23 protein-coding genes and 1 pseudogene are annotated in these 26,859 nt (G+C 59.9%); 13 read left to right on the top strand and 11 right to left on the bottom strand.

What is annotated here, in order from left to right; all coding sequences use genetic code 11:
• The first annotated feature begins 45 nt into the window (after positions 1–45).
• The 4 genes from GGQ64_RS23740 to GGQ64_RS28340 all read left to right on the top strand — a co-directional run bounded on the left by GGQ64_RS23740 (position 46) and on the right by GGQ64_RS28340 (position 2,670).
• The gene (locus GGQ64_RS23740) at positions 46–975 is read left to right on the top strand and encodes a dihydrodipicolinate synthase family protein (protein WP_183807821.1); all 930 of its coding nucleotides are present in this window, start codon (positions 46–48) and stop codon (positions 973–975) included.
• Positions 976–978: 3 nt separating this feature from the next.
• Positions 979–1,785, top strand: a complete 807-nt coding sequence (locus GGQ64_RS23735) for a shikimate dehydrogenase family protein (RefSeq protein ID WP_183807820.1) — start codon at positions 979–981, stop codon at positions 1,783–1,785.
• A 112-nt stretch (positions 1,786–1,897) separates the two neighbouring features.
• Positions 1,898–2,176 (top strand): hypothetical protein, encoded by a 279-nt coding sequence (locus GGQ64_RS28345; protein ID WP_425488536.1) that lies wholly within the window; start codon positions 1,898–1,900, stop codon positions 2,174–2,176.
• Between the two features lie 11 nt (positions 2,177–2,187).
• Entirely contained in the window at positions 2,188–2,670 is a 483-nt protein-coding gene (locus GGQ64_RS28340) for a sigma 54-interacting transcriptional regulator (protein WP_425488535.1), read from the top strand.
• Positions 2,671–2,729: 59 nt separating this feature from the next.
• On the opposite strand, the pseudogene GGQ64_RS28240 reads toward GGQ64_RS28340, so the two are convergent.
• Positions 2,730–2,969, bottom strand: a pseudogene (locus GGQ64_RS28240) (quinoprotein relay system zinc metallohydrolase 2); the annotation flags it as partial.
• 447 nt (positions 2,970–3,416) lie between these two features.
• On the opposite strand from GGQ64_RS28240, the gene GGQ64_RS23725 reads away from it, so the two are divergent.
• Both GGQ64_RS23725 and GGQ64_RS23720 read left to right on the top strand, forming a co-directional pair.
• Positions 3,417–3,851 carry a DUF3800 domain-containing protein gene (locus GGQ64_RS23725; protein WP_183807819.1) on the top strand — a complete coding sequence of 145 codons (435 nt, stop codon included), beginning with the start codon at positions 3,417–3,419 and terminating at the stop codon, positions 3,849–3,851.
• A gap of 105 nt (positions 3,852–3,956) precedes the next feature.
• On the top strand, positions 3,957–4,496 hold the full coding sequence (locus tag GGQ64_RS23720; RefSeq protein ID WP_183807818.1) for a hypothetical protein: 540 nt from the start codon (positions 3,957–3,959) through the stop codon (positions 4,494–4,496).
• A 75-nt stretch (positions 4,497–4,571) separates the two neighbouring features.
• On the opposite strand, the gene GGQ64_RS23715 is transcribed toward GGQ64_RS23720, so the two are convergent.
• From GGQ64_RS23715 to GGQ64_RS23685, 7 genes are all read right to left on the bottom strand, one after another.
• Positions 4,572–6,392 (bottom strand): TniQ family protein, encoded by a 1,821-nt coding sequence (locus GGQ64_RS23715; RefSeq protein WP_183807817.1) that lies wholly within the window; start codon positions 6,390–6,392, stop codon positions 4,572–4,574.
• A 241-nt stretch (positions 6,393–6,633) separates the two neighbouring features.
• Positions 6,634–7,674 (bottom strand): AAA family ATPase, encoded by a 1,041-nt coding sequence (locus GGQ64_RS23710; protein ID WP_183807816.1) that lies wholly within the window; start codon positions 7,672–7,674, stop codon positions 6,634–6,636.
• On the bottom strand, positions 7,674–10,109 hold the full coding sequence (locus GGQ64_RS28235; RefSeq protein ID WP_183807815.1) for a Mu transposase C-terminal domain-containing protein: 2,436 nt from the start codon (positions 10,107–10,109) through the stop codon (positions 7,674–7,676). Before GGQ64_RS28235 ends, GGQ64_RS23710 begins: the two co-directional genes overlap by 1 nt.
• Positions 10,106–10,984 carry a hypothetical protein gene (locus GGQ64_RS23700; protein WP_183807814.1) on the bottom strand — a complete coding sequence of 293 codons (879 nt, stop codon included), beginning with the start codon at positions 10,982–10,984 and terminating at the stop codon, positions 10,106–10,108. The genes GGQ64_RS28235 and GGQ64_RS23700 overlap by 4 nt, the downstream gene beginning before the upstream one ends.
• A 1,028-nt stretch (positions 10,985–12,012) precedes the next feature.
• Positions 12,013–14,115 carry a TniQ family protein gene (locus GGQ64_RS23695; RefSeq protein WP_183807813.1) on the bottom strand — a complete coding sequence of 701 codons (2,103 nt, stop codon included), beginning with the start codon at positions 14,113–14,115 and terminating at the stop codon, positions 12,013–12,015.
• 1 nt (position 14,116) lies between these two features.
• On the bottom strand, positions 14,117–14,308 hold the full coding sequence (locus tag GGQ64_RS23690; RefSeq protein ID WP_183807812.1) for a hypothetical protein: 192 nt from the start codon (positions 14,306–14,308) through the stop codon (positions 14,117–14,119).
• A 1,095-nt stretch (positions 14,309–15,403) separates the two neighbouring features.
• On the bottom strand, positions 15,404–15,799 hold the full coding sequence (locus GGQ64_RS23685; protein WP_183807811.1) for a hypothetical protein: 396 nt from the start codon (positions 15,797–15,799) through the stop codon (positions 15,404–15,406).
• Between the two features lie 315 nt (positions 15,800–16,114).
• Between GGQ64_RS23685 and GGQ64_RS23680 the strand changes: the two genes are divergently transcribed.
• A complete protein-coding gene (locus GGQ64_RS23680) occupies positions 16,115–16,273 on the top strand; it encodes a hypothetical protein (protein ID WP_183807810.1) in 159 nt (52 codons plus the stop codon).
• Between the two features lie 20 nt (positions 16,274–16,293).
• On the opposite strand, the gene GGQ64_RS23675 is transcribed toward GGQ64_RS23680, so the two are convergent.
• Positions 16,294–17,376, bottom strand: a complete 1,083-nt coding sequence (locus GGQ64_RS23675; RefSeq protein WP_183807809.1) for a hypothetical protein — start codon at positions 17,374–17,376, stop codon at positions 16,294–16,296.
• Positions 17,377–18,069: 693 nt separating this feature from the next.
• On the opposite strand from GGQ64_RS23675, the gene GGQ64_RS23670 reads away from it, so the two are divergent.
• From GGQ64_RS23670 to GGQ64_RS23645, 6 genes are all read left to right on the top strand, one after another.
• Complete coding sequence (locus GGQ64_RS23670; protein WP_183807808.1) at positions 18,070–18,507, top strand: hypothetical protein; 438 nt, start codon at positions 18,070–18,072, stop codon at positions 18,505–18,507.
• A gap of 101 nt (positions 18,508–18,608) precedes the next feature.
• A complete protein-coding gene (locus tag GGQ64_RS23665) occupies positions 18,609–19,118 on the top strand; it encodes a hypothetical protein (protein ID WP_183807807.1) in 510 nt (169 codons plus the stop codon).
• A 215-nt stretch (positions 19,119–19,333) separates the two neighbouring features.
• The gene (locus GGQ64_RS23660) at positions 19,334–20,392 is read left to right on the top strand and encodes a hypothetical protein (RefSeq protein ID WP_183807806.1); all 1,059 of its coding nucleotides are present in this window, start codon (positions 19,334–19,336) and stop codon (positions 20,390–20,392) included.
• Positions 20,393–20,718: 326 nt separating this feature from the next.
• Positions 20,719–21,321 (top strand): hypothetical protein, encoded by a 603-nt coding sequence (locus GGQ64_RS23655; RefSeq protein ID WP_183807805.1) that lies wholly within the window; start codon positions 20,719–20,721, stop codon positions 21,319–21,321.
• A 39-nt stretch (positions 21,322–21,360) separates the two neighbouring features.
• Entirely contained in the window at positions 21,361–23,352 is a 1,992-nt protein-coding gene (locus GGQ64_RS23650) for an AAA family ATPase (RefSeq protein WP_183807804.1), read from the top strand.
• Complete coding sequence (locus GGQ64_RS23645; protein WP_183807803.1) at positions 23,349–23,693, top strand: hypothetical protein; 345 nt, start codon at positions 23,349–23,351, stop codon at positions 23,691–23,693. The genes GGQ64_RS23650 and GGQ64_RS23645 overlap by 4 nt, the downstream gene beginning before the upstream one ends.
• 390 nt (positions 23,694–24,083) lie before the next feature.
• Here GGQ64_RS23645 and GGQ64_RS23640 read toward each other — a convergent pair whose 3' ends face one another.
• A complete protein-coding gene (locus GGQ64_RS23640) occupies positions 24,084–25,262 on the bottom strand; it encodes an alpha-hydroxy acid oxidase (RefSeq protein WP_183807802.1) in 1,179 nt (392 codons plus the stop codon).
• 72 nt (positions 25,263–25,334) lie between these two features.
• Entirely contained in the window at positions 25,335–26,843 is a 1,509-nt protein-coding gene (locus GGQ64_RS23635) for a tripartite tricarboxylate transporter permease (RefSeq protein ID WP_183807801.1), read from the bottom strand.
• Between the last annotated feature and the right edge of the window lie 16 nt (positions 26,844–26,859).

Genomic DNA, 26,859 nt, shown 5'->3' with positions numbered 1-26,859 from the left:
ACCCGCGCCGGGCCTCCCCAGATCGTTTTCAGTACAGGACAGACCATGACCGCCGACCGTACGCCCTACCGCGGATTGTTTCCCGTTGCACCGACGCCGTTCCATGACAATGGCGATATCGACCTTGAGGGTCAGCGCCGCGTCCTCGACTGCATGATCGACCAGGGTGTGGACGGCATCTGCCTGCTTGCCAACTATTCCGAACAATTCCTCCTGACCGACGAGGAGCGCCGTATCCTCACCGAAGACAGCCTTGCCCACGTCGCCGGCCGCGTGCCGGTCATGGTGACGTGCAGCCACTTCTCCACGCGCATTGCCGCCGAGCGTGCCGCCCATGCCCGCGAACACGGCGCCAGCCTGTTGATGATGATGCCTCCCTACCATGGCGCCGGCGCACTGCGCGTCGATGAACAGGCGATTTTCGATCATTTCGCCCGTATCCAGGACGCCGCCGGCATTCCGATCATGGTGCAGGACGCCCCGCTCTCCGGCGTGCATCTCTCCGTGCCCTTCCTCGTGAAGCTGGCGCGCGAACTGCCGCTGGTGCGCTATTTCAAGATCGAGGTGCCCGGCACGGCGGGCAAGCTGCGCGCGCTGATCGCCGCCGGCGGCGAGTTGATCAAGGGCCCGTTCGACGGCGAGGAGGCGATCACGCTGATGGCCGACCTCGATGCCGGCGCGACGGGCGTCATGTCGAGTGCGCTGCTCCCCGACCTCATCCGCCCGGTGATCGAGCATCACGCGGCCGGCCGGCGCGATCTTGCCGCCGCCGCCTACCAGCGCATCCTGCCGCTGGTCAACTACGAGAACCGCCAGTGCGGCCTTCGCGCCGCTAAAATCGTCATGGCCGAGGGCCGCGTGATCGGCTCGGACGCCGTGCGCCATCCGCTGGAGCCGGTCCATCCGGAGACGCGTGCGGGCCTCCTGGAACTGGCACGCGAGGTGAACCCGCTCGCGCTCACCTGGGCCAAGTAGGCCATGACGGGTCGCGACCTCACCACCATCACCGGCAAGACCCGCGTTCTCGCCATCCTCGCCGATCCGATCGGCCATGTGAAGGCGCCGCCCGGCATCAATGCCATCGCCATCCGGCGTGCGCGGGATGCGGTCATGGTGCCCTTCCAGGTCGCGCCGGAGCACCTTGTGGCCTTTGCCGTTTCGCTCCGCACCCTGAAGAGCTTCGATGGGGGGATCGTCACGGTGCCGCACAAGGGTGCAATGGCGGGCATTTGCGACGAGATCAGCTCGCGCGCCCGGATGATGGGCGCGGTCAACGTCATCCGCCGCGAGGATGACGGCCGGCTCGTCGGTGACATGCTGGATGGGGTGGGCTTCGTCGCCGGGCTCGGATCCAAGGGTATTTCCGTCGAAGGCAAGCGGGTCTATCTCGTCGGTGCCGGCGGGGCGGCGAGCGCCATCGCCTTCGCTCTAGTGGAGGCCAGCATCGCTCACCTGACACTGGCGAACCGCACGTCGGACAAGGCGCAAGATCTCTGCGACCGGATCCGCAGCCATGCGCCCGACGCCTCCGTCAGCGTCGGCACAACTGATCCGGCGGGTCATGACATCGTGATCAACGGCACTTCGCTCGGCATGAAGCCCGGCGATCCGCTGCCGCTCGACGCGGCAGGCCTCGCACCCGGCATGATCGTCGCCGAGGTCATCATGGAGCCGGAGACCACTCCTCTTCTGGCCGCAGCCGGCGAAAAGGGCTGCCGCACACATCCCGGCAAGCCGATGTTGGAACAGCAGCTCGAATTGATGGCGAGCTTCTTTAAGCTCTGACGTCCCGCTCCTTGTTACGCTCAGGTATGTCGACTGTGCGGAAAGATAGATTCTAGAGGCACTCTCCTGTACGGCCGCTCCGATCTACGACACGACGGGCGAACTTGCGGCCGTGCTCGACATCTCCCTGCTGAGTTCGCCGATCCTCAAGGCCAGCCAGAGCCTGGCACGCCATCTCGTCGGTGCCACGGTACGGCGGATCGAACTCGCGAACCTGATGGCGCAGACACGCCACGAATGGGTTTTGCGCTTCTCGCGTTCGCCGGAATTCCTGGATGTCGATCCCGAGGCGGCGATCTCGGCGGCGGCCGCATCATCGGCATCACGCATGGAGGGGCGCAGATCCTCGCCCGGGCGGGCGGCGCGGACTGGCGCACGCCGGCAAGCCTGATCGGTCAGCCCGTGTCGAAGTTTCTGAACCTCGAGGTCGATGGCCTGTCCGAGTTGACACGGCGCCGACCGACGCAGGACCGGCTGGTCTTCGCCCGAGACGGCAACGCGCTGTTTGCGCATGCGATCGAACCGCAGACCCAGCGTCGCGCCTCCGCCTGGGTGCACGGCGAGATCCCCCAGGCGATCCGTCGGCTCGGTGGTGACACCCCGGAGATCGTCGCCTTGCAGGCGAAAGTTGCCAAGCTCGCACGTACGGCGCTGCCGGTACTGATCCAGGGGGAAACCGGATCGGGCAAGGAGCACCTCGTGCGCGCGATCCACGAGGGCAGCGGCCTGACGGGCGGCTTCGTCGCGATCAACGTGCGGCTATCCCCGAGCTCGACCAGCGCCCAGCTTTCGGCTGCTTTCGCGGCGACCGTTCGGCTGGCCTCGTCGATCGCAACGCCCTCCGCTATCGCCGTGCGCGTCTCGTCCTGGAGGGTCGTCAGATAGCGCCGCTGTATTGCCATGGCCGGCTCGAACTCCACCATTGCCGGTCCATGTCCCGGCACTGCACGGGCAGCACCAAGCTTTGCAAGCCGTTCGGCTTCGGCCAGCCATCCGGGCAAGCTTCCATCCAGGGAGGGAATGCGGCCGACGAAAAGCAGATCCGAAGGAAACAGCGTTCCCGTGGATGTATCGAGCATCGACAGGTCGCAATCCGTATGCGCGGTCCGGTGCGCGGTGATCCGGACCAGACGGTCGCCGAGGTCAACTTCGGCGAGATCTTCTATCTCCCGGGTAGGATACACGAGGCTGCCTGCATTCTCTTGCCCGAGCACCTCGACGAGGCGTTGATGATAGTAGCTTCCTCGTGCGTCGAGTAGATCGGCCGCGGCCGAGCGAAGTGGCGACGTTGACAGCGATTCACATGTGTAGAAACTCAACAAAGATGTCCAGTGACTATCAATTAAATCAAGGGGTTATGAAGAGGAATTCATTCCTATCCGTCCCGAAATCGGCACTAAGATGTCCCAAATTTGCCCTCGTGTTGATTCTATTGCGCTTTCCGCCGCTCAAAAGCGTCGCATCGACCAAGTGTTTTCGCACCTGATCTCGCCAATTTAAGATTAATTCAACAATAACTTTAATAGCTGATTCGGCTTTGTCCGTGCCGTAAATCCGATCGCGGGCATGATAGTCGAATCCGCGCGGGCTCTCTCACGTACCAACAGCCCGCAGCCAACGTGGAATAGAAAATGAAAGCTGTCTATTTCGACGAAAGCGGCCAGACGGGGGCGAACCTCTTCGACCGCGACCAACCGTTTTTCACAATCGGCAGCACGGATATCGAGGCTGGCGAAGCGGCCGACATTATCGCCACTTGCTTTCCCCGACACGCCGGAGACGAACTCAAGTCGAAACGTCTGTTCAAGCAGCCACGAAGCCGCCCCGGCCTCATAGAGTTCGCCAGGGAAATCGGAAAGCGCCCGAACAGTTTCTGCGGTAGCCAGATCGACAAGAGGTTCGCTATCGTCGGCAAGATGGTGGACAACATCGTGGAGCCTCTCCTGCATTCCAGAGGTTACGATTTCTACACCGACGGATACGCGCGGCGATTCGCAAACACCATGATGGCGGTATTCGCGGACATCGAAGACCAGACCTCAGTCGACATGCTGCTTCAAACCTAAAACGCGTTCGCGCGCAAGCCCGACGCGGAGACTCTGAACCAGCTACAAGCTGCCTTCGCTGGACTACGTGGTATTCCCGAAAAGGCGCGAGACTATATCGGCCTCATGGAAGCGGGAGCCATTGAATTTGACGAACTCAACGACCTCCCCTCGTTCAGAGACACCAACGACATCCACGTTACCGCCGTCCTGCAATGCGTAGATTTCTGGCAGGACATGATCGCTGAGCCCTTCGACATCGTCCACGACGAAAGCATCCATTTCTTCGAGCGGGAGGACCGATGGCTGCGCATGATCGACAAGACGATCGCGCCGTCCGAAATACTTTTCGGCACGAAGACCCTCAACTTGCCGCTTCCAGTCAGATCCGTAAGCAGCGCGCGGAGTCACGAGTGCGCCTCGCTCCAGCTCTGCAATCTTGTCGCGGGGTTTCTGAGTAGGGCCTCCAATCGAGATCCGGACTTCCGGCGCTTTTTCCGTGCGGCATTCGACGCCGGTTTATGCGAACTTACCGTTTTCCCCCTTGGTCCCGACAGGGACTTCGTCACCGGACCGCCCAGCAGCGCGAAGGGGCCGGACGCGCTAGACCGGATGATCGAGGCGATGCGGAGCAGGGCCTCCGGAACTCGTTCGGGCATGGAGTGAGCGGGAGAGGGGCGCGTCCCCTCGGCGGCAGCCAACGGCCGGGGCTTCGACCATGCCGTTCAATCTAGCCTGGTGTCAATTGGCGCGCATGCGGATTGGCTTCGGGCCAGCGGACAATAGACGCGGGATGTCCAGACGACGCAGTATCATCTGCCCGACTTCGTCCAGCGGGAATGCCGGGTCAATGTCGTTGATATCCATCATGGCATCGAAATCGCCTCGACGAAGCATATGCTCCCTTTTGACTCGCGCAGACGTGATGTAGGCACTGTCAAACGACACGACGTCATCAGCCTTGATGGATACGGTCGTTCCCGGTGTTGCGTTCGAAAACGCTCCGATCTCCAATAGCCTGAGAAAGGTGAGACGCTCGAAGCCGAGAAGCCTGTTGATGGCCTTCGGAGACAAGGTCACTTCCGCGCAGTGCCGGATCACCTCCCACAGGTCTACCTGGACGGCATCCAGAATCGACCGGTGTTCAGCATATGCCATGTGTCTGAGCCGACCGTCGAATACTGCCTTCAAGACATCATCGTGACCGGAAACTATGCTGAGTCGCAACGCCCTGAGTGACTGCAGCTGACTGGGATTGTAGTTCGCCCGCGAGATCAGACTTTCCTTCAGGGCGATCGCGAGTGTCGGCGAATATCTCTGCTTCAAGCCGTAACCCTTCATATCGCGCTTGACAGCGGCCGGAAGGATTTCCATTTCGGCCAGCCGGCGGCAATCGTGGATATTCCATCCGAGTATTTCGCTGACGGCGGGCATGAGGATCGTATCAGATAGGTCCGCCACTGCTCTGGATGCAGTAGCGGCATCCACGAACTGACCGAACTCCGGCTTGTCCATCTCTTCGACCGAGGAGTTTTGTTGAAGATATCTGGCGACCGTCGTGGGATGAACGCGTGCCTTCCGAACCAAGGCGTTCATGTTCACCGTCCCCGTATCGCCGACCTTCCCGAAAATCCGGGCTGCGGGCAGAGTGGCTACGGCTCTGGCCGCATGCTCACGCACCAGTTCCCTGACCCGGTCGTATTCGGTTCCTCGGGTGGGTCTGGTCAGGAGAAAATACAGGTTTCCGTAGATGGCGAAACCGCCCCTGATACTGCTTTCCGATTTTTGCGCCGCGAGCCTATCCAGTATTGCGAAGACGCCTTCCCTGCCTCGCCCGAGAGCGTCGAACCCCAGTTGGCTGGCGACACTGAGGGTGTCGTTGGACGCGCCTCTCACGTGGAATTTCCGACCGTGGACAGACGCGAACCCGAAAATCTGGCACAGGTCGATCGCCGTCTGCAGGGAAGCGCCGTCGAGGAGTTCGCCGTCCCTGCGCAAGCCCGACAAACGTCGCTCCACGAACTTTTCGAATGCCGTCGACGAAAGCTCCGAGGATGTCGTCAGCCCGTCGGCTATTTCGCGTTGGGCCTTTTCAAGCGTGCGGTACAGATCCGGTATGCCGTCGAAGTTGACGGCGACTGCCGTGAAGGTCCGGTCATGGCGCGGGCATGACACCACCGCAGGGACCATCCAAACCGCCCGGGCATACATTCGCGTTCCTGGCTTGCACGAGCTGTTCCGCTCGTCTTCCTGCAGGCAATGCGAGCAGACCCGAAGCCTCGTGCGCTCTATGGCAAGTCGATGGAAGGTCTCGCCCCGATATTCGGTGACGGTGCCTTTCACCCTGACGGCGCGCGAGTAGAGCACTTCGGCAGGAATGCCGGTGACGTGTGAAAGCTTGTCCAGTTCAGCTCTATCGCCATGGTGGACCCTGAGAGGGCTGAGCGCGAAATCCTTCAGGAAACCGGATAGCGTGTTCCGGCCATTGACCCGCGCCATCCTGGAGAGGAAGCTCGCCAGCGTCTCGTCGTCGTGGAACGGCACGCGCAACATCGCGCTCATTTTCGGACCGCCTGGCCCGCTAACACCGTCCGCGGGCCAGCGGCGCGGTGCGAAGACGAAAGCGCGCGCGCACAACCGTGCGCGACCATCGGACGCTTTGCGGAGATGCGACGAAGGACCGTCATGTAGCTGTTTTCCCATTCGGCCCGCCTGTCGGCGACATGCGTGCGGTGTTGGTATTCTCGGCCACCGAGAGCGCAAGGCGCATTGCCCTGGCGCGACCTGTCTCCGACCGGCCAGCTTAGAGCCTCGGCGTCTCGGCCATCTTAAACGTCCGCGTGAGGGAGCCGTTTCGTGACACCTCGCGCGTGATGCGCCGCCAGTCCGGCGAGAGGAAAACATTGCTCTCGCGGGTGCAACGGGAGAGCCTCTTGTAGCCTTCCACGAAATGCTCGTGTTTCATCGTGCCCTCATTCCCGTCGTCCCAAAGTGCCACCTCGATCGACATCTTTGTAAGCTGGATCGACAGCCCAAAGCGCCACAGAGCTCCATGCTGCAGCCTCAGGATGAACTCGTCGGTGGTGTGCGCGCTCAATCTCAGCCCTGCCGCGTCGGTCAGTTGTCCGATCATATTCTTCGTATTTTCGATCGTTTCGGGGCTGCCCGTTAGCGCGTCGAGCGGAACTTCGCGCGTGCGACGATCCATCTGCTGCCATTCGTCCCGGTTCACGAACTCCATGACATCCGGCATACCGGCGATGATCAGCCACAACGGCCACTCCTTGTCCTGCATAAGGAGCTTGATCTGGTTTGCCAGATGTTCCGCTCCCTTGGCTCCGGGCTTCTTGAGAGCATGTTGAAACTCGTCGAGAAAAAGCACCTTGTGCATTTTGGCGCGCAAACGGTTCTTCACGACGTTCCAGATCTCTCCCTCGTTCGGTGGCTTGGCGAGGGGATAGCCGGAAGCGCGGAGGATCGCGATGCCGAGGTCCTTCGTGGAGCACGATGAGGGTGTCGATACCCGCAGGCAGAACTGGACCTCGTTGCCGTAACCGTCATCGACAGGCTGGAACTCGTCCATTTCGTCGAGCGACGTGTTGACCAGGGTGCTCTTCCCCGATCCCGAAGGCCCGGTGACGGCGACGGCGTATCCCTCGAACGAATGCTGGTTGAGCATGTCCGCGACGATCAGCTCGAGCTCCATCGTCATTTTCCGATCGTTATCGGACATCACATAAACGGCGGCAACCTCCTCGAGCGCCTTAGCCCGATCCAGAACGTGCTGCGACGTGCGGCCACGCATGATCGAGCGGGCCAGATCGTTGCGACTGATATCGGACATCACTTCTTCTCCTTGGCGCTGCGCTTCTTGAATCCGTAAGGCTTTGTCGGGCCGTCCGGCGGGACCGGGGTTTCAGGCCCCCGCGTCTCCGGCTTTTCCGGCGACATCACGGTGAAGTTTCCGGCCGCGGGATTCGGTTTCTTCGTTTTCGGCTTGCTCGGCTTCGGGGGACGTTTGCCTCCACCGCGCTGGTCGGGCGGCAAAAGGCGGTCTTCCGCGGAAACGAAATGCGTCGTGTCGTATTCAGAGCCGTCGGTCGCATAGGGATCCTCGCCCGAACTCTCCCAGTGGCGATCAACGGCCTGGCGGTCCAGCACGCCGTTATTCGACAGTGGTTCCTGCTCGCCGAAGACTTCATGCTCGAAATCGGTGAGGAACTCTGGCTCCACGTCATTAACCTGTTCAACGACCGCAGATTCGCGGCCGTAGTCTCTGGCTCGGCCTTGGTCCCATTTGAACGCCCCAACCTCCGCCTGGAACTTTCGGAGCCGTTCGCCCGGATCTTCGTGAAGGATTGCGCCCGGGCGTCTTTCTGTGCGTTGTACCACGTCGATCGCCGCCTGGAGGCCATCCAGAACGATCTCCTCGGAGTACTTATCCTGATGGCCGATGTTTTTCCTGATGTACCGGACGGTCTCGTTCCATTGTTCGAGAGATTTTCCGACAAGCCCGCTGTGGACCGCGGGCACGTTGATCCAGCGGTTAAGGAGCTTGTGCTTTACGGAGATCGTGGAAATGTCCTCCTCGTTGAGACGAACGACCAGCGTCGAGTCGAACCACTTCTTGCGGATTTCGAGCAGCTTCGGGTTGGAATAATTGTTCCCGAACAGTTCAATCCCCTCGTTGCCAACCCTAGCAAGGATGGTGGAGCCGAAGATCTCGCGGTAGAGCGCTTCGTTCGGCGGCGGGTTGATGCTCCCCTTGGCGTGCTGACTGCCTCGTTCCCACATCTCGAGGGGCGTCATACCAAGGGAACGGTGCTTCGTGTTGTGGTAGCAGTCGACGATGAGGCATACTAAAAGGTCCGCGATTTCCTCGTCAGTCAGACGTGCGTACCTGTCAGAATCGTATTCGTCCCGCAGCAGGACATTCGAGAACGTCCTCCCTGGAAACATATGCACGTAGCGCTGGTTGATCGTCCTGAAGAAGCGCTCCACTCGTCCCCGCAGGTGCGGATGCTTCGACGGGGGAATCCGGTGTTCTCCGGTGTACAGCATGACGGCGAGCTCGAACTGCGCCGCCACGTAGCCCGCTCCTGCATCGGTATGGACCCCTTCCGGTGTCCCGCATTGCGGCCACCCGGACTTCGAGCCGGCTAGCGCGGCAATCTTGTTCTTGGGCCTCGCCACCATCGCCAGCGTGGCGATGGCCGAACTCGCGCTCGGCGCGCCCTTGATGATCTTCATTCCGCAGATGGATCGTGAGAAGGCGTCCAGCGCCACCGACATGTGTACCCTGCCGAGGCCTTCGAGCCTCACCTGGGCCTCCGGATGGAGGTAGTTCCAGAGCTTGTTCTTAGTCAGGAGCGCCTTGACGTCGAACTCATGCTCGTCCATCTCGATGATCTGGAGTGGGCGATCTGGCTGGAGACCTTTCCGCTTGAAGTCGTACTTCCTGAGCACGCGCTCCTTGTTGGTCGAACGCATGGCTTCGTTCAGGTAATCGTTGCCGTCTTTGATGAGCCGCTGGAACGTCGCCAGAGAAGGAAGGCGGATCGGCTCCTTGCCTTCCGCCACACGCTTCCGGTTTTCGAGCTTCATTTCGAGCCAGCATTGCTTCATCGTCTTCTGCTGGGGCGTGCGGTACTCGTCGGCGAACTGTAGATGGAACTCGAGCTCTTCATGCGTGAACTTGCTACCCGAGCCGCTCCGTCCCGCCCGCCTGTCCATCATTGCGGTCGGATGGAGCTGCCCATCCAGATAGCGCTTAATCAGGCGGCGGAACTGTCGTGGACCGACGAACAGCTTCGTCTTGCCTTTTTTTGCGAGGCTGAGGCGGGCCTCTTCAATGAGTTCTGGATTCTCGGCCTTGAAAACCGCGTAGAACCTCTCGATGTCCTCGTCTGAACGGTGGGCCCGCTCTTTGAAATCGTCATCGGAGCATTCCTGGGCGACGAACTCGGAGACCATGCGCGTACGGAGCACGGTCTCGGCCTCGAGTTCGAAGCCTTTCGTTTCACGTGCGCGTTCGATGGCGGCCTGAATCCCGAAATAGTCCTTGTGGACCTCCAGCCTGCCAGCCAGAAGCATCCTGGTGAGCAGTTCGAATCTCGCGGGCTTGGCTTCGGCGTCACGAGTGTTAAGTGCCCGTAGCAACACGCCTCCTTCCCACTTGCCGACGCATCTTGTCTTGCGGCCATCGACAACGACGAGGTCGTCTTCCTCGATGTTGAATCTCGTCGCCGTCTTGAAGCTCTTGTTGTCGATGACGGTCACGGACGGCCCTCCGGAACGAGGCGCACCCAAGAGTGGAATTCGAGGTTTACCTGATCCGCGCGAGCATGATGATGCGCGACCAGCCCACGCCCGATAAGGGACCAAAGCGCCGTCCAACCGCAGGAGACCATTACGCCCTTGAGATTGGAAATCAGATCATAGACGCGCGCGCGGCCACCCGCGTCGATCAGGGCCTTCATCACCAACTGCGTATTCCCCTCGTTGTTCATCCGCCGTGCGCGGACAATCTCCGAGGCGCGGTAAACAGCCGGTTTCGAGATTTCCTTTTCGGTCCACAACTCCGCGAAATGCGCGTGATTGTGCAAGTCATAGTTACAAATCAGTTCAAGGTCGCTTTCGACCTCAGGTGCATGGTTTTCGTTTCGCACGGCATAGAGGCCACGACGACCCGTGCGGTAATCGACGCACAAGTCGAAGTAGTGCTTGTGCCAAACGTCGTCGCGCTTGAACCACACTGGGCCGAACTGGGGACGGATCGCCACGACATTGCGATCCGCCAGGAAGATCATCATCGCGCTGGCCTCGAGGCCGCTCTCAAGCCGCACGCGGGTATTGGTGTTGGGCTCCACCTTCTGGACGCGGTTGCTGGCGATGGTCTTCCGGTGCCTGTCCTTGTTCTTCATCGGCACCACGCGGTCCGGCGTGCCGGGTTCCGGATGCACGCTGTCCCAGATGATCTCCGGTTCATCCGCGGCGGGAAGGGCGAGGAGGCGTGACGACGCGCTGTCTTGCTCCCTGAGATAGTCGGGATCGGCGAAATGGGTCCTGCGTTCCCACGCCTTCGAAATCGTGTCGATGCCATTGCTGCGCTCGAGCATGGTCGCGATGATGAAGTTCGGGTCGATACCAGGCATTTTTGCCCCCTTACGCACACGCGTTTTCGATGTCGGAGGCGGCCAGGCCTCCGGCGTACGATCAAGCGAGGGCCTGCAAAGAGCCTTCGCTACGCTGGCCGGCGTATTCGACGGTCGACCGTGGGGGAGGGAAGGGTGTTGAAAGATCCGAGCGGAGGGACGGCGTGTGCCGATGCTGCAGTTTCGGAACGGGCTGTCATGAACGCGTCACGGATGCAGCGTGTCGCGCGCAGGTAGTCAGCAATGTGACATGTGCAGTCCATGACGGCAGCCTAACCTTGATTGGAATCGTGTTCCGGCGATCTTCTATTAAGACGAAGGTTATCTTGAGGCCCGGCGGTCGAGAGTTTCGCCTTCGACGCGGACCTCCCTGAGTACGCGATGGAACGTCAAGCTCGACGGCGTCCGCAGCGGAACGAGCCGTCCGTGAAGCCGACCGCTGTTCACGTGTTGAATGAGTGCGGCCATTTTGAGGTAGCTCTCCTTCATGGTCGGGTGGTTTCGGTCAGCGTGATGGGCACGGCACCGGGCTACGATGAGGGCCTCTTCCTCCTGGCTGAAGTAGCGCAGGCTACGCTTAGCGCATTTCCCGTTCTGGCCATCAATGATCGGGTGGTTGTCGCGTTCGCAGGTCATCTCAGGTCAACTCCTTCGTGTAACATCGCCTCCGGAGCCGAATGACACCCGGATTTACCTCAGGACGGCGTTCGCTCGTGCGAGAACCGTACTACGCTATGCTGCGTATGAGCGGCCGACGACGCTGCAGAAGAGCGACCCCGCGTACATCAGGAGTACCTTGGCGCGGATCAAATGCATTTTGAAACGTCGAAACCATGCATGACCCTTTCGATCGCGGATCGAAGATTGCACTACGAGAATCGCGCGGGGAGCGCCCCGGCGTGCCACACCGAGCTATATAGCTATCGCGCGGAGTGCCGCGTCTCTGGCGATGTGGTAAACTGTGCTCATTTGAGCCCTCGTTCGTTTCAATGGCGTTCTGCTAGCACTTTTTATCAGTATTTCAAAGTCTAAAATTGGAAATCAGTAATATTTTTTCTCAGAAGTATTCCGATGGGCGATTTAATAATCATTAAGATTAACAAATATATTCCATCATTGCTTGCGAGAGGCAAATAAGTCAATTCCGTATCATTATGGCGCACTGGAACAATCGCCGCGATGTGGATATCCTCGGGAAAACTGGCGACCATGCCACGCTTCCATTCACATGGTCTCCGCGTCCCGGTGTCAAGAGAAACTCGTCTCCGCCTTTCGATCCATAAGGCGGGCTGGATGTTGTCACCTATCCCCGTTGGGATATCAGCTGATTTGAGCTCGAGCTTGGAAAACCTACGGTGAATTTCAGGGCGATGAAAGATCATTCCATTAACCTGAGACGGTGGAAACGCGGGGGTAATGTTCGCTTGCAATAGGATCGCTCTCATTTCTCGACTTGCAATTCGGTTGGCCCTCGCGAGGCTGCGAAGGGCTACGTAGCGGCGTGCGAAACTCGCCAGTTCGTTTCTGTGGAAGTTCGCCGGGTTTCCCTGATTATCAATGGACGCCGAAACAATGCCGAGTGACACGATCTTTTTCAGGGACGACTGATCGATCTGGAGAAACTCGCGAGCTTTGCGGCCCCCCAGCAGCCCTTCTAAACCGAGTGCTCCGACGAGCATCGACGTCTCGACCCGCAAACCTCCTAGCAGCGGCTTCGAACAATCAAACTCGAAAATGGGGATACGTCCGCCCAGTATTGCCGTTAAAGCATCGCCGACTTCACAGCCTGCATCCCTGACCGCTGTCCGAAGAGATGTTGATATGGTTTTCCCGGGCCCGGCGAGTGAGATCAGTTGAACACGCAAAATCTCTAAATGAGTGCGTAGGTAGAGGTCGTTCTTCGATGGCGACGGCGATCTGGCGCTGCCGACCAACGGAATCAAAAAGCCTGAAACCACGAGACTCCTCAGTTCACCGGGTGAACAGCCAAGCAAGGCACAGGCTTCGGGTCCGTCGACCGTATTGCGAAGGGCCAGCATAGCCGAATGGGCAATTTCCGCATCGACAAGCTCTTTTCCGTGCGCCGCCACTCTGCTTCCGATCAGACCGTGCTGCCTGAGATAAGTACAGGTCGTCCGGAGAGATACGCCAGCAACTTTCGAAATCGTTTCGATCGGCACGAGAGCTTCGGTGCAACCGGGGAATGCCCCAGGAGAAAGCCGCGGATAACGCACCATCGCGTGAGCGGCTAAAATAGCGCGGACGGGTTTGTAGGCGGACGGGCGGCGTCCGAGGCAATCGAAAACGCCGCCATACAGTTCCGCGCAGTTTCGCGAGTCAGCGTTGAAGGCGGGAGCGATTTTATCCAGGAGGTCCTGGATCCCGCTTTCACCCTCTCTCAGGACGTCGTGGCCTCTCATCCGGGCTCTCCGCAAGGTCTCGAAGTCGGGTTTGCGGTGGCTATAACTCCGGCCGAAAATCGAAGCCATGCCGACGTGGGGAGACAGCTCTATGCATGCGGAGAGCGAGAGCGCGTCAAGAACGGGACCATGGCGAGCATATCCGGAAAGACGTTCTGAAACGAAGATGTCGAAGGTGTTGGGTGCGATTCGCTCCGGGGAAGCTGATGGCCGCACATATGAAAAGCTCTGATCGAGCGGCACGTACGCTTCCAACGATCTAGCGGACCATGCGGTTTCTCGGACGGTGACGAGCCTGCGTGAATGCCGGGTACAGATTTCTGCGGAATGGAGTGACCATACCGTCCGCATATAGCGTCGCGTTCCAGGCAAGCGCCCTTGGTCCGAGTCATCTTCGGCAATGCATTCGGGGCAGTAGTGGACCGCACCATAGGACATGATGCCCGCGAAGAACGTTTCCCCACCAAAGCGAACACATCGGCTTCCGAGGAGGGCCAGCCGACGCTTCTCAAAAAGGTCAGTCGGATATTCGAGAGCGGAGGCGATCGCGGCGGTCGCCGCACTTTCGCCCCTGACGATGCCGCGGAAGTCCAGCCCGAGATCGGAGCAAAAATGCCGAAGCTCCAACCGCCCATTCGCCGCCGCCGTCCTCGCCAGGAAACTCAGAAGCAGCTCATCCGCGAAGAACGGAACACGCAACAGGCCGCGCATGTCAGAATGGCCCCGGCATCGCTGCGCAGGCCCATTCTTCCAGACCATAGACAGGGTCGTGCCTTGAGTCATGAACGGGATGGGTACGCGTTTCATCATGCCCGGCGATACCGCGTCGCTCGGAAGCCAACACGATGGCGTCGATTCCCGCGCGCCGCTCACGGATAATGTCGAGGATCAGTTTGTAGTCCATGGAATTTCTCCCCACGCGAATCCATTGACCGGGACAGCCAATCCCGGACATGACAAAACCGAGGCGATCTGCTTAGGCGGATCACCCACGGCACGCTGGCCGACGTATTTCGATGTCGGCTGGGGAGTTGAGAGAGGACATAGCTGGGAGAGTGTCGTGACCGGCGGCCGAAAGAACACTCACAGCGAAATTGGTTGCCGAAGTCCGAAAACCTGAGCCTCGCGGCGTTGGAAGGAGCGGAGTGGAAGCATTGTATCGCAGATTGCTGACGGTCGAGGAAACCATCCGATCGGCGCGTTCATAGCAATGACAGTAGTTGATGAAGTGATGCATTCCCGTGACCCCTCGATACCTGCGACCGTCTCGCCGCACGAGGTTTCCGACCGGGAGACCTCTGCTAGAGAGAAGCGTGTCCTATGAGTTTCGCTATGCGCATCGGTAGTCTCCATCCAAGGCCTTTAGGCCGGAAATTTCTCTGCCGGAGAATGCTTCCAACGGAGGTTTTTAATTCGAGACGTGCCGGAAAACTACAGATAGTAAGGTGCGACTGTCTCGATATTCACTCGAATGGTTAACGTGGCATCGCACAAGATGAATGTCCTGAGCCTGAGCAACGCGCCCGCGGCGGCAAAAATTTGCCCGTGGGTGTCTTCAGCGCCTACTTGCGCTTGAACAGGTTTAGCTCGGCGGCGACCTCGTTGATGTGCTTCTGGAGATCGGCCATCTAGGCAGAGATATCGTAGAACCACGGGCCGTTTTCTTCGAGCGTCCAGTACCCGAGGTCGTGTCGTCCGTGTCGACGTCGGCCTCGCACTGAAACTTGAAGTGCTCGACTTCATAAACCCAGCCGCCTTCTTCGAGGCCGCACTCGATGATGTCCTCGATCAGTTCGGGAGGCGTGGTCACGAACAGACGTCATGGCGGCAACCTTAGTCCAGTGCGATCGGCCTCGATCCGCCTACGTTTTTGGCGATAGTCGATCGACCGTTGAAGGCGCGTAGACTCGTGGAAGCTAGTTAGATTGCGCGCGGGTTACTCTTACGCAGCGATCGCGGAATGTACCCCCCGCGGCACAGCTTGCATCCCCAACATCAATCAGGCGGAAATCTTCAATTCAGCCCGGGCGTAGGCCGCGTCGCGCTTGTCCCGTTCGACGGTCGTGTAACCGTAGTCGAGGAAATCCTGATAGCTCCAGCCTCTCGTGTGCTTCCACACTACATCCGCGACGTCCTTCACCGGAACTTCGTCGTAGACCCATGGGCCGTCGTGCTCGGCATCCCAAGCATCGGAGGTTTTGCAGCATCCGAACCACCACTCAACCTCTTCGACGAGGCCTCCGCTACCACGTAGCCCACAGCGCCTCACGTCCCTGACATGCTCCTCGGATTCGTAACGGAACCACTGAAAGAAGTGCGCAGCGCACTGTGTGGTCAGGTCTCTTACCAGGATCGGGGGAACGCAGTATTCAAGCTTTTTCTGGGCCTTGGCCATCTCGTTTTCTCCATATTGTGTAACAAGCGTGGCGCGGATTTTTCGAACCGACAAGCCCCTTGTTTTCGAATATTTGGTTCACGCCGCTCCGCCTATGTCGCGTCGTCGTCCACGGTCATTTCGCAGGTTGTCGACTTGCAAACTCCGGTCCGTCGATGACGAAGCGTGATTGTAGCGCCCGTAACATACCACTGCGTCGGCGCTGCCGGAGTTGATCCCTTCAATGGTAACCAGGACGTCGACCGGGTGCACTCATGACCGGCAGTGCGATCGATTGGGGAACACAACAGGCGTATGGGAGCGCTTTTTGAAGCCATGGCTTCCGCCTCCGCGGAGGATTTGCGAGAGAAACTCGACGCGGCACTGCCGATCGGCATCTACACGACGGAAGAGTTCCTCCGTGTCCTTTCCTCACCCGAGGAACTGGAAAGGGAAACGCGACCGGCACTCTTCGCCGAAAAGACCCTGCAGTAGGCGTACGCCCTCCACTAATTTCAGAGCGGCGCAAGCGAGATATGAGGAATCGGCCCGAGAGCCAGGACCCTGACTTCCTGATCCGGCGCTTTGATCGTCGGTTCGTAGATCCAGTCGCTGGCGTATAGATTGCCGAGTAGATCATCGCCGCCATCGACGTCGCCTCTCTTTTCGAGAACCTCATGCGGCCACTCCGGGACGCCTCCGAACAGCCTGAATTCCGTCGAGACGATGCCTCCGCCGGTGCGGAATTGAACCCAGTAACCGATCGCGTCCACCGCATCCGGAACTTCGAAAAGCTTGAGCTTGCGCGGTCGATGCGATGCCCGGTCTATGTCCTTTCCGCGAAACCAGCCGTCATGCTTTCCAAGGTCCTTCAGCTTCGACACGATGGCGGCCGATAGCGAGCCATCTCCGATTACCGGCTGTCCCGACAGGTATTCCTCCTCTTCCTCGTCCAGCTCGTATTCCATCTCGATCTCGTGAGTGCCCGTCGCTGCCGAATACAAGATGGGAATGTGAGCTTCGTCACTTGTTGACCAGATCATTCCGCCGACCATGCCAAGCCCGCTCGCGCCCTTATATTCTCCGCGCCTTTTGGATACCCCGTGGTCAGCCATCTCGTCGAGATGGTCGGCAATGTCGTCCAGCTCGCCGCGCACCGAGGTCACGAACCCGTAGCCCGCGCGATAAGGCGTAACGTCCCATTCGAACACCCGCTCTTCGTAGAGGGTGGTCTTGACCGATCCGTCCGGCGCGACGACGTGCGTCAGGCACCCCTCGAACCGGGGAGCGACATCGAAGTCGATGTGATGCCAGGTGCCCGAGAAAATGATCTTCAGCGTTTCCCCGGTTCGCTTTGCTTCCGCCGCGGCTACGAGTTCTCTGCGATAGCGGTCAATGAACTTCGCAAGTTGCCCGGTGTCGTGCGAGGGCCCGCCGTTGACAAACCCCCGGATAGTATCTCCGTCGATTTCGATAGCCGCATCGGGTCCCGCAAACACCGGGCGGGCCGTGACATTTGAGGACGACCGGTCGGTCAATTCGGCCTTAAACCCAGGAAGTCGAAACTGCGACAAACGATAGAGATGGGTCTCAGTCACTGGATGGCTCCTTTTGGCAAAGCGATACCGCGCTCGCCGGAGTACCTGGCGGGCTGCGTCATTCGTCTGTTCGATTGGCTGCCTGCGGGCGGGCCCTATAGAAAGTGTTTCCCGGATTTTCGTCTCCCGCAAGAGCGAAATGGATCACACGGAAACGATGGCGACATGACGTTTAGGCTGATGCTGTTCATACCGAGTGGCCGTTTGCCGAGGATGGGTGTCGAGAGAGAGGCCAGTTGAAGTATGGGGCGAGGCGCAGGAGCAGGAAGGCTGTATCTCAGAAGCTTTTCCACGGAGGCAGATTCTCAATCGTGCGCGAATGTCGGGCCTCGCGCGATGTGCCTGCGGCGCGGCCGCCGGTCCTCTTATGTCAAACTAGGTCGGCGGGCTCGAGGTATGGATTGGGAAGGCTAGGCAGTCGATCGCTACGAGGCGCGCCAAAGGGTGTTCCAAAGCGAGACACCACAGAACCACCGCGGCATTACTTTAACCGATTGTTCAGTCTACGCTGAATAAGCTGGATTGCCGGCCGCTTTCTCACTCCGGCGATCTATTCAAATCCAGGAATTCGCGTATACCGGCCGGAGTTTCGAACGGAGTTCTCATGTCCATTCTGTTGGTCTGCATAGGCAAGTTCATAGGAGGCTTTACGGCCCAGGACTTGTATTGCGTCAGCCAACGAAAGGACATGACATGGCTCTCGGATCGCTCTCCAACGAAATCCTGAACACCCTCTGGACGAAGGCCTACAGCGAACGGCACGGCGTGTTTCCGTTGTTCCAGTTCGTGATGTCGCTCGCGCCGCGCCGCGACGAAAGCCGCAGTCTCAAGGGAGATTTTCTCGTCGCCTCCGATAAGGGATTGGCCCTGAGAAAGGGTGTCGGCAGCTTCGGCCGTCACGAGATCGCCGTGTTGATCGAAGGGGAGATCGGCGTCGCGGATATCCTGCTCGCGCTTCCCATGCCGCTCGATTGCGAGGCTCTCGAATTCGCCGGCTTCCTGGCAAAAAGTCACGCCGACCTCCGTGTCGACATTCCCGCGGATATCCGCCGACGTGGCGAGGACGCCCTTCGAGACTTCCTCAAGGCCGTGATGCGCAAGGCGCGACCGTCGCGGCGCGTCCGTCACTAGACGGGCGCAGATCGTCCTTTTCAATCCTGTTCACGGACAGGGCTGCCGTCGAATTTCGTGGCAGCCCTGTCCGGCCTACGTCGATAAACGGGAATTCAGAAATGACCGATGGCATGTTGTTCACGGACCTCGTGGAAGAGATCAAGGATTTTGTCGGCTTGCTCTCGAGTACGGAGCAGGCGTTCGGGCCGTCCACCGTGGTTTTGAAGCACGGCCGGGCGTTCAAGCCATCCGTCGATAGAACGCCATGGTTGAAGCGCGGGAAACCTCGTGACTGTTTCAACAACGCAACGGCTTATGCCGCGGTCCGAGATGACGTGTTGTACGCCGAAGGATACGCGGTTGGCCCGGAGCTTGTCATGCCCGTGCAGCACGCCTGGCTCGTGGACCTTAACGGCCGGGTGATCGATCCGACCTGGATCGACGTCGACAACCACGCCTATTTCGGGATCGCGTTCGATCGCAGGTTCCTTGTTGAGCAATTGGCCGAAAATGGCGGGCAGGCCGGAATTCTGGTCAATCTCCATCTCATTCGGCGATTCCTCCGCGATCGGCACGACATCGAGCAGGTTATCCTGGACGGGTCGGCAACCATGTCGGCGTCCTTCTGAAAGGCAGCTGCTGCGCGCACGGAAGATGCGGATCGATGGATGAGGCGGTTTGAACAGAATGCGTGTTCGGGGTTGCCAGCCTATCAAATCCGGGTCAGCATTTCATCATCGACCTACTCACAGGTCCCATCCCCAGCAAGCGCCGCAGAGCTGGCGTCGGCCGGAAATCCGTCCGGCCGACCGTGACTGTCCGTGGCTTTCAGGAAGCTAAACGAATGACGTCCGATCTCTATCGCATCTCCCGATACAAGCGAGCTCCCCAGCGTGATGCCGCATACCCCGACACTCGCTGGTACGAAGGTCAATTGGTATTCGCGGGTCCGGATGCCGCCATTAAAGTGATCGGAACGAACGTCAACGGCTATATCAGTGGCGTCGCATCCCACCCGGAGGGCCAGCTTGCCGCGCTTATCGCCGACTATGAGGCATCTATCCTCAAGGGGGCGGGAGCGTTGAGGCTGGCGGATACGGCCGCGGTCGTCCTGTCGGGAAAATGGCATCACGTCGATCCAGATCAGGAACCGAGGTTCGAAGCCTACTTGGTACATCTGGTTGCGGCCGACGGGAATGTCGTCACGCAGCGTTATGCTTCTGAAATCTTCGACTGGGACAAGGAGGGATATAACAACGGCAGCGGATTTTTCGCGGGAGGAGGGCAGGGGCTCGACGAAGATGCTGCGAATCTCCAAGGCCACGCGGAGCTGAAGCTCGAGCCGGGGAAAATCTCGGCAGCGTGCGGGATGCATGCTCTTGAAGGCGTTGTCTGGTTTCCTGTAGACGATCAGCGTTTGCCGATCGTCTATTCGAACGTCAACGGGCCCGACGCCCCCGCACGGTCCGTGGATGCCGGAAGCAACGAAGATCCCGCCGTCTCCTACAAGCAGTTGGGCGACGGTACCCTTCTTGGAGAACTGAGAGCGAGATCGCAAGCCTTGAAGGAATCACCGGGCATTTTCAGGGGCAAAGCTGTCGACCGCCCAACGCACCGACCGGTGGAAATGACGCTCGGCGAGGCATTCGCGTCCACCGACGCGCTCGGATATTGGTGCCAAATCCATGACGGGGTCAATGAGCCCTTCACGGCGTTCGAGCTTATGCACGATGCTGACTATCTCGAAGAGGTTCTCACGCGGGTGGACGCTCAGACCGACCAGTGGACCTGTCGGAGCTTGTATACCAGCGAGTGGAAACCACTCGGGCGCGCGATGCCCAAGTATCGGAGGCGAATTCTCGCCGTCGGTAGCCTGCCGGCTATCAGTCGCGATCCGCTGTAAGGGACGGAGCGATCTTGCCCACTATGGGACAATGTTTCCTTCGGTATCATATTTCGATTTCCACGATCCGTGGGCGGCGACACAAGTCGGTAACCCGCGCGCGAGCCCACAGTCCGGTGGAGCTTGCCCCGTCAAACTCGAATCCGGGTTAGCTAGGAACCGAAAGAGGCAGTGGAAAATTGTGGGGGTAGCCCAGTTGACTCCAATGCGTTTGTTCCCTAATTGTTCTTTCCATGTTTAAATCGCTGACCCACTCGATACGAATACGTTGACCTGCTGACCGCACAGCGGCCCCGTCGTCAATGGCTATTTGTATTGAGGAAGTCATGCGAACCTATGAGCGTTCCGCGGCTGACGCCGCGCGGGAGAAGCTTCCCGCGAACACCAGCTTTCATCCCCTGGCTACAATCAAATGCGATGGTCCTGCTTTGTTTCGAACCCAGGCGGCGCGCGATGTCGCCTGCCTGCTGGACGTCGATCAGAATGTCTCGTCCTGGCAATGCCAGCCACTCAATAGGGGAGGGAATGCGGAACAGGGAACGCCAGATTTCCTTGTCATGTACGCGGACGGCCACCAACGCTTTCTGGACGCGCCGGACCGGAAAGCGTCAGATATGACCTTCCGCGAACGACTACCAGGTGAGTATCGCCAGCTGTCCCGTGCCGAGGTCTACGACGGTTATCGGCTTCAGAACACGCGTGACCTCCTTCAATATGGAAGATGGCGCACGAGCCTTGGAGACCGGGTCCGCTTGCTGGCCGCTCTCGACGAAAACGGGAGCCTGACGCTTGCCGAGTGCCTCGGCGCGATCCAGGAGACCAAGCCCGTCGCCGGGATCGCGTCGCTCATCCTTTCCGGTTTCATCGAGGTCGATCTCGACGAAGCCTTACTCGGACCCGAGACCACGGTGCGCCGAATACGTCCCTGAAATCAAGCGCCCTTCCAGCCGGATTTCAGAGAGACAAAAATGATCACCAAACGCCCCATTTCGCCTGCCCACCACAAGCCCTCTTTCCCGACCGCAGTAATCATGTGTTCCGTTAGGAAGGCCCTCCGACCGTTCCTCAACCATCCCGATGCCCGGTTTAAGGCATTGCTGCAGATGCCATATGGTTTCAACGGCGAAAGCATCTTTTTCCAGTTGGCGATCACGGAGCTTATGCAATCGGAAGCGCAGTACGACGAGTACGGCAACGACCGTTTGTTCATCGCGCGCCTGGATGAAATCTCGATCGTGAATTCCCTGAGGAAGGTTTTCGATGCAAAACGCACGGTGCTTCTCTGCAGCGATCTCGATGCGCTTGACCCTAACATCAGGTTGATCGCCGACGTCGAGATCGTACTGGAACCGCCAAGGCCCGCCCACTACCTTGCCGCCGCCAGGGAGATCGGCCTCAAGGATATGACGAGGGAGGACGCCGAGTACCTCGCCGGTCTTGATTTCGAACGGGTAAAGATGGCAGTGAACGAACACCGGACCCTGCGTTCAGCTATCGGGCGTCTGCGGAGAGTCGAGGCCGCTCAAGCTGCCAAGGCCAGCGTGCGCCCACCGCAACCGAACAAGGCAGACAGGACCCTCCACGAGATGTCCGGGTATGGTGAGGCCGCCGACTGGGGCATCCAGCTCGCCGAAGATCTCGCCGCATGGCAGTCGGGCAAGATCGATTGGCAGGACGTCGATCGCGGCGCGGTTCTCTGTGGTCGACCCGGGACGGGCAAAACCACCTACGGTCGGATCCTGGCCGCGACATGTGGCGTGCCGATCATCGAGACATCGTCGGCCAGGTGGCAGGCAAAGGGGCACCTCGGGGATATGCTCAAAGCCATGCGGCAGGCGTTCGAACTGGCCGACAAACACGCGCCCTGCATCCTTTTCATCGACGAGTTCGACGCCTTTGGGGACCGCAGTAGCGACACAGCCGGGGACAATCTCGACTACAAGCGTCAGGTCATCAACGCCCTACTCGAGTGCCTCGATCCTCCGGCCGGAAGGCCGGGTGTGGTGGTGGTCGCGGCAACGAACTTCCCCGAGGCGATCGATTCGGCACTGCTAAGGCCGGGACGGCTGGAAAGGCTTATCGGAATTCCGCTTCCCGACGGGGCCGCGCGCGAAGCCATCCTGCGGCAGCACCTCCGCGGGCTGACCGCGCCTGACGACCTACGGCAGTTCCGGGAGATGAGCGCTGGATACGCCGGGGCCAACATCGAGCTTATCGCCCGGGGAGCTCGCCGTCGTGTGAGGAGGGAGGGGCGTGCGCTCGAGGAGAAGGACTTGCTGGACGCGCTTCCGCCAAGTCGGATGCTGTCCGACGCCGAGCTGCGGCGGGTCGCGATCCATGAAGCAGGCCACGCTCTCGTGACACTGGTCGCGAGCCCTGACGAGCTGCTTTGGGTGGTCATCAATCGGCGGATCGCGCTCGACGATACGGGAAGCACGCTGGGCCACGTGGAATATCGCCGGAGGCAGAGCGTTTGCGAGACGGAGGACAGCCTGATGGCCCGTATTGGCGTGCATATGGGCGGAATTGCCGCAGAGCGGGTAGTGTTCGGCCATCATTCGACAAGCGGGGGTGGCGCGCAGAATTCGGACCTTCGCATCGCCACAGAGCTCGCGACGGCCGTCGAGCGCCAATATGGCTTCGGGGAAAGCCTTGTACTCGACATGGGAAGCGGCCAACGCGCGTTGGAAGACCTGCGAGCTCGGGACCCAAGACTCTGGCGAGCTGTCGATCACCGCCTCAAGTCGTCTCTCGATAAAACGGAAGCGATCCTGGCAGAGTACCGGGACGAGCTCGACGTTCTTGCGGCCATGCTAATGGAGCGAGGGAGCGCTAGCGGCGCGGAAGTGCGGAACCTGCTGTCGGTCAGCGGTGACAGGCTTGCCCGGCCTGTCCCGGGACGAGAGGGCTCGTCGCGCTGGCCCTTGCGCGCGAAACCCCGGTGGGAGCTGAAGCGATGAACGATTGGGAAATGACCGCGCCCGACGGCAGGACGCTCGAGACCTATTTGCGAGATTACAATCTCATGCTCGAACAGATCGCTTCCGGCACCCCGCCAACACAGGAGGAGCTTTCGGCGGCTCCGCTGATTACCCACTGGAAGATCGAAGAGGTGATTTACACATCAGGCGAACGGTATCGGCATATTTTCGGAAACTTCGAAGGCCATCCGTTCATCGTCGAAGGAGGCTTTGGCCGTACCTCTCCACTGCTGCAGCTCGACCGCGGTATGACGTGGGCCAGATGCCGCAGCAGGGTCTACCGACTGCAGGAGCCCTATCCCCAGTGGAAGGCCGGATGAGCGCCATCCGTTGGCCTTTGTCACGGGTGCGACGTCAGGTACTCGCGACCGTGCTCACTCAAATCGAACGCCAACTGAGCGCCCATCATACGCGGGGCGAGAAACCTCGATTACATCACGCCCTTGTCGGGGCGCATCCAGTAGTCGTCGAAATCGAACGAGGCGGGAAAACATCCCTCCGGCAGCGACGTCCGGGAGCTTCGCGCGATATCAAGGCTCGCGACTGCTCTGCATTGTCCGCTTTGGAGACGCCGCTTGGGCGGACTCTACGGCCGAGATGGGAGCACGAAGAGGAAGGCGTTGTTGTTATCTTTCGAGGCCGCGGACCTAATAGTCTCTGCCCCCCGTGATCCATGTTGGCTCGCCGCCTGAGCCGCCGTGGAGCAGAACTCAGCCATCGATCAGGCCTTCCTCCGCAAGCTGGGATAGCGATGCGATGCCCATGAGCGCCATATCGCGATCAGTCTCCGATCTGAGAATTTCAGCGCAGCGTCGTACTCCAGGCAGGCCAGCGACGGCGGCGGCGTACAGGAAGGGGCGTCCAACGAAGACAAAGCTTGCTCCGAGCGCCAGAGCCTTCAAAACGTCGGTTCCACGCCGAACTCCGCCATCGATCATGACCGGAATCGATACACGTCCAGCGATATCTGGCAAAACTCGTAGCGGCGCGGCCGTTCCATCGAGCTGTCGGCCGCCGTGATTTGAAACGATGATGCCGTCAGCGCCAGTCTCCGCAGCCAGTGCCGCGTCGTCCGGATGCATGATCCCTTTCACCACGAGCTTGCCCTTCCAGCGGCGGCGTATGCGCTCGAGATGGGTCCAGTTCAGATGATCGCGCTTGCCGAAGTCGCGCATAACGTTCGAGGCGATGATCGGTGCGCCGCGTGTCGCATAGGAGTTCTCGAAATGCGGTATTCCGTGCCTGACGATGGTCCTGATGAACGTTCCGATCGTCCACCGCGGGTGAGAGATGCCTTGCCAGGCGAGGCGTATGCTCGGCCGCAAGGGGGTGGAAAACCCCGCACGGATGTTGTTCTCGCGATTTGCCAGGGTGGCCGTGTCCACGGTGAGCAGAAGCGTTTCATATCCTGCGGCGGCAACACGATCCACAAGGGCATCGATGCGATCGGGCTCTCCCGGCAGATATGCCTGGAACCAGGCATCCGGCGAGGCGGCTGCGACGTCTTCCAACGGGATCAGTGAGGAGCCGCTCATGATCATTGGAATGCCTGCCTGTGCGGCACCTTCCGCCAGCACAAGATCGCCACGGTAGGCCATCAACGCGCTGATACCCATCGGGGCAATTCCAAACGGCGCAGCGTAGGTTTTTCCGAAGAGCGTCGTTTCCGTCGAGCGGGCGGAGACATCTCGCAGGACACGCGGCTTGAAGGCGTACTTCTGGAAAGCTTCCTCGTTCATTCGCAAAGACGAATTGCGCTCGCTTGCGCCGGCGATGTAGCCGAACAGCGGTCTGGGAAGGTGACGTCGCGCTCTGTTTTCAAAGTCATCGAGACAAAGGAAGTCTCTCAGGACACGGCTGGTACAGCCGCCAGTTCGGGAGGGTGACATGGCCAACGTCTTTCAGCGACTTATGGGGCGCGGTGCAGGAAGGCGAAACGGTCCTGCACCGCAGATTTTTGTTTAGTCTTCGCTTGCCTCGAAGGCTTCCTTGCGTCCTTTCCTGATGGCAGGAAGGATCAGGGTCAGAAGCATGCCCGCGGTGATCAGCAGCAACACCGCGCTGATCGGACGTTCGACAAAGACGAGCGGGTCGCCCTGCGACAGAAGCAGGGCGCGGCGCAGGTTCGTTTCAAGGAGCGGACCGAGCACGAAGCCCAGCAGCAGTGGACCCGCCTCGCACTTCGCCTTGCGCAGCACGTAGCCGAGGATACCGAACAGGATCACGAGCGCGACGTCGAAGCCTCGGTTGTTGACGCTGTAGACGCCGATGCAGCAAAATAGCAGGATGGCCGGATAGAGCAGACGGTAAGGCACCTTCAGGAGCCGCACCCAGATGCCGATCAGCGGCAGATTGATCACCAGCAACATGGCATTGCCGAGCCACATGGACGCGACCAGTCCCCAGAACAATTCCGGCTGGTTCTGAATGACCGACGGTCCAGGGGTGATGCCGTGGATCGTCATTGCACCCAGCATCATGGCCATGATCGAGTTCGAGGGAATACCGAGGGTTAGCAGCGGAATGAACGATGACTGCGCGCCAGCGTTGTTCGCAGCCTCCGGCCCGGCGACCCCTGCTATCGCACCGTGTCCGAATTTCTCCGGAGTCTTCGATATCTTCTTCTCAACCGAGTAGGCGCTGAAGGCGCTCAAGGTGGCTCCCCCACCCGGCAGGACTCCGAGGATCGTTCCGACGGCTGTGCCGCGCAGAACGGCAGCCCAGCTTTCCTTGAACTCCTGCCTTGTCGGCCAGAGGCGACCGATCGTGCTCTGCAGGACACCCCGTGCTTCCTTGAACTCGAGGTTGCTGGCAATTTCGGCGACGCCGAAAAGGCCGACTGCGATGACGACGAAATCGATGCCGTCGTAGAGTTCGGTCGAGCCGAAGGTCAGCCGCGTCGCCCCGCTGTTGACATCGATGCCGACCATGCCGAGGACGAGCCCGAGACAGACCATCCCGATCGCTTTGACGACCGACCCGTGGGCCAAGATCGTCGCGGCAAGAAGACCGAAGATGCATAGCGCCACGTATTCCGCCGGACCGAACGACAGGGCAAAGGAAGACAAGGTGGGGCCTGCGACTGCAAGGCCGATTGTCGCAACTGTCCCGGCAAAGAACGAACCCAGGGCGGCGATTGCGAGCGCCGCACCCGCTCGTCCCTTCCTTGCCATTTGGTAGCCGTCGATCGCGGTCACCACTGCGGACGCTTCTCCGGGCAGGTTGACCAGGATCGCGGTGGTCGATCCACCGTATTGTGCCCCGTAGAAGATGCCCGCGAGCATGATCAGGGCTCCCAGAGGCGGCAGAAAGAACGTGACAGGAAGCAGGATTGCGACAGTCGCGGTCGGACCGATACCCGGCAATACGCCGATCAGCGTGCCGAGTAGCGCACCGATGAAGCAGAACAGCAAGTTCGTGGGTGTGAAGGCTTCCGAAAAGCCCAACATCAAGACATCGAGAAAAGCCATGATTGTAGTCCTTCGG

The organism is Mycoplana azooxidifex, assembly GCF_014196765.1.
GTDB lineage: Bacteria > Pseudomonadota > Alphaproteobacteria > Rhizobiales > Rhizobiaceae > Mycoplana > Mycoplana azooxidifex.
This window is presented reverse-complemented; position numbering and strand designations above follow the sequence as displayed.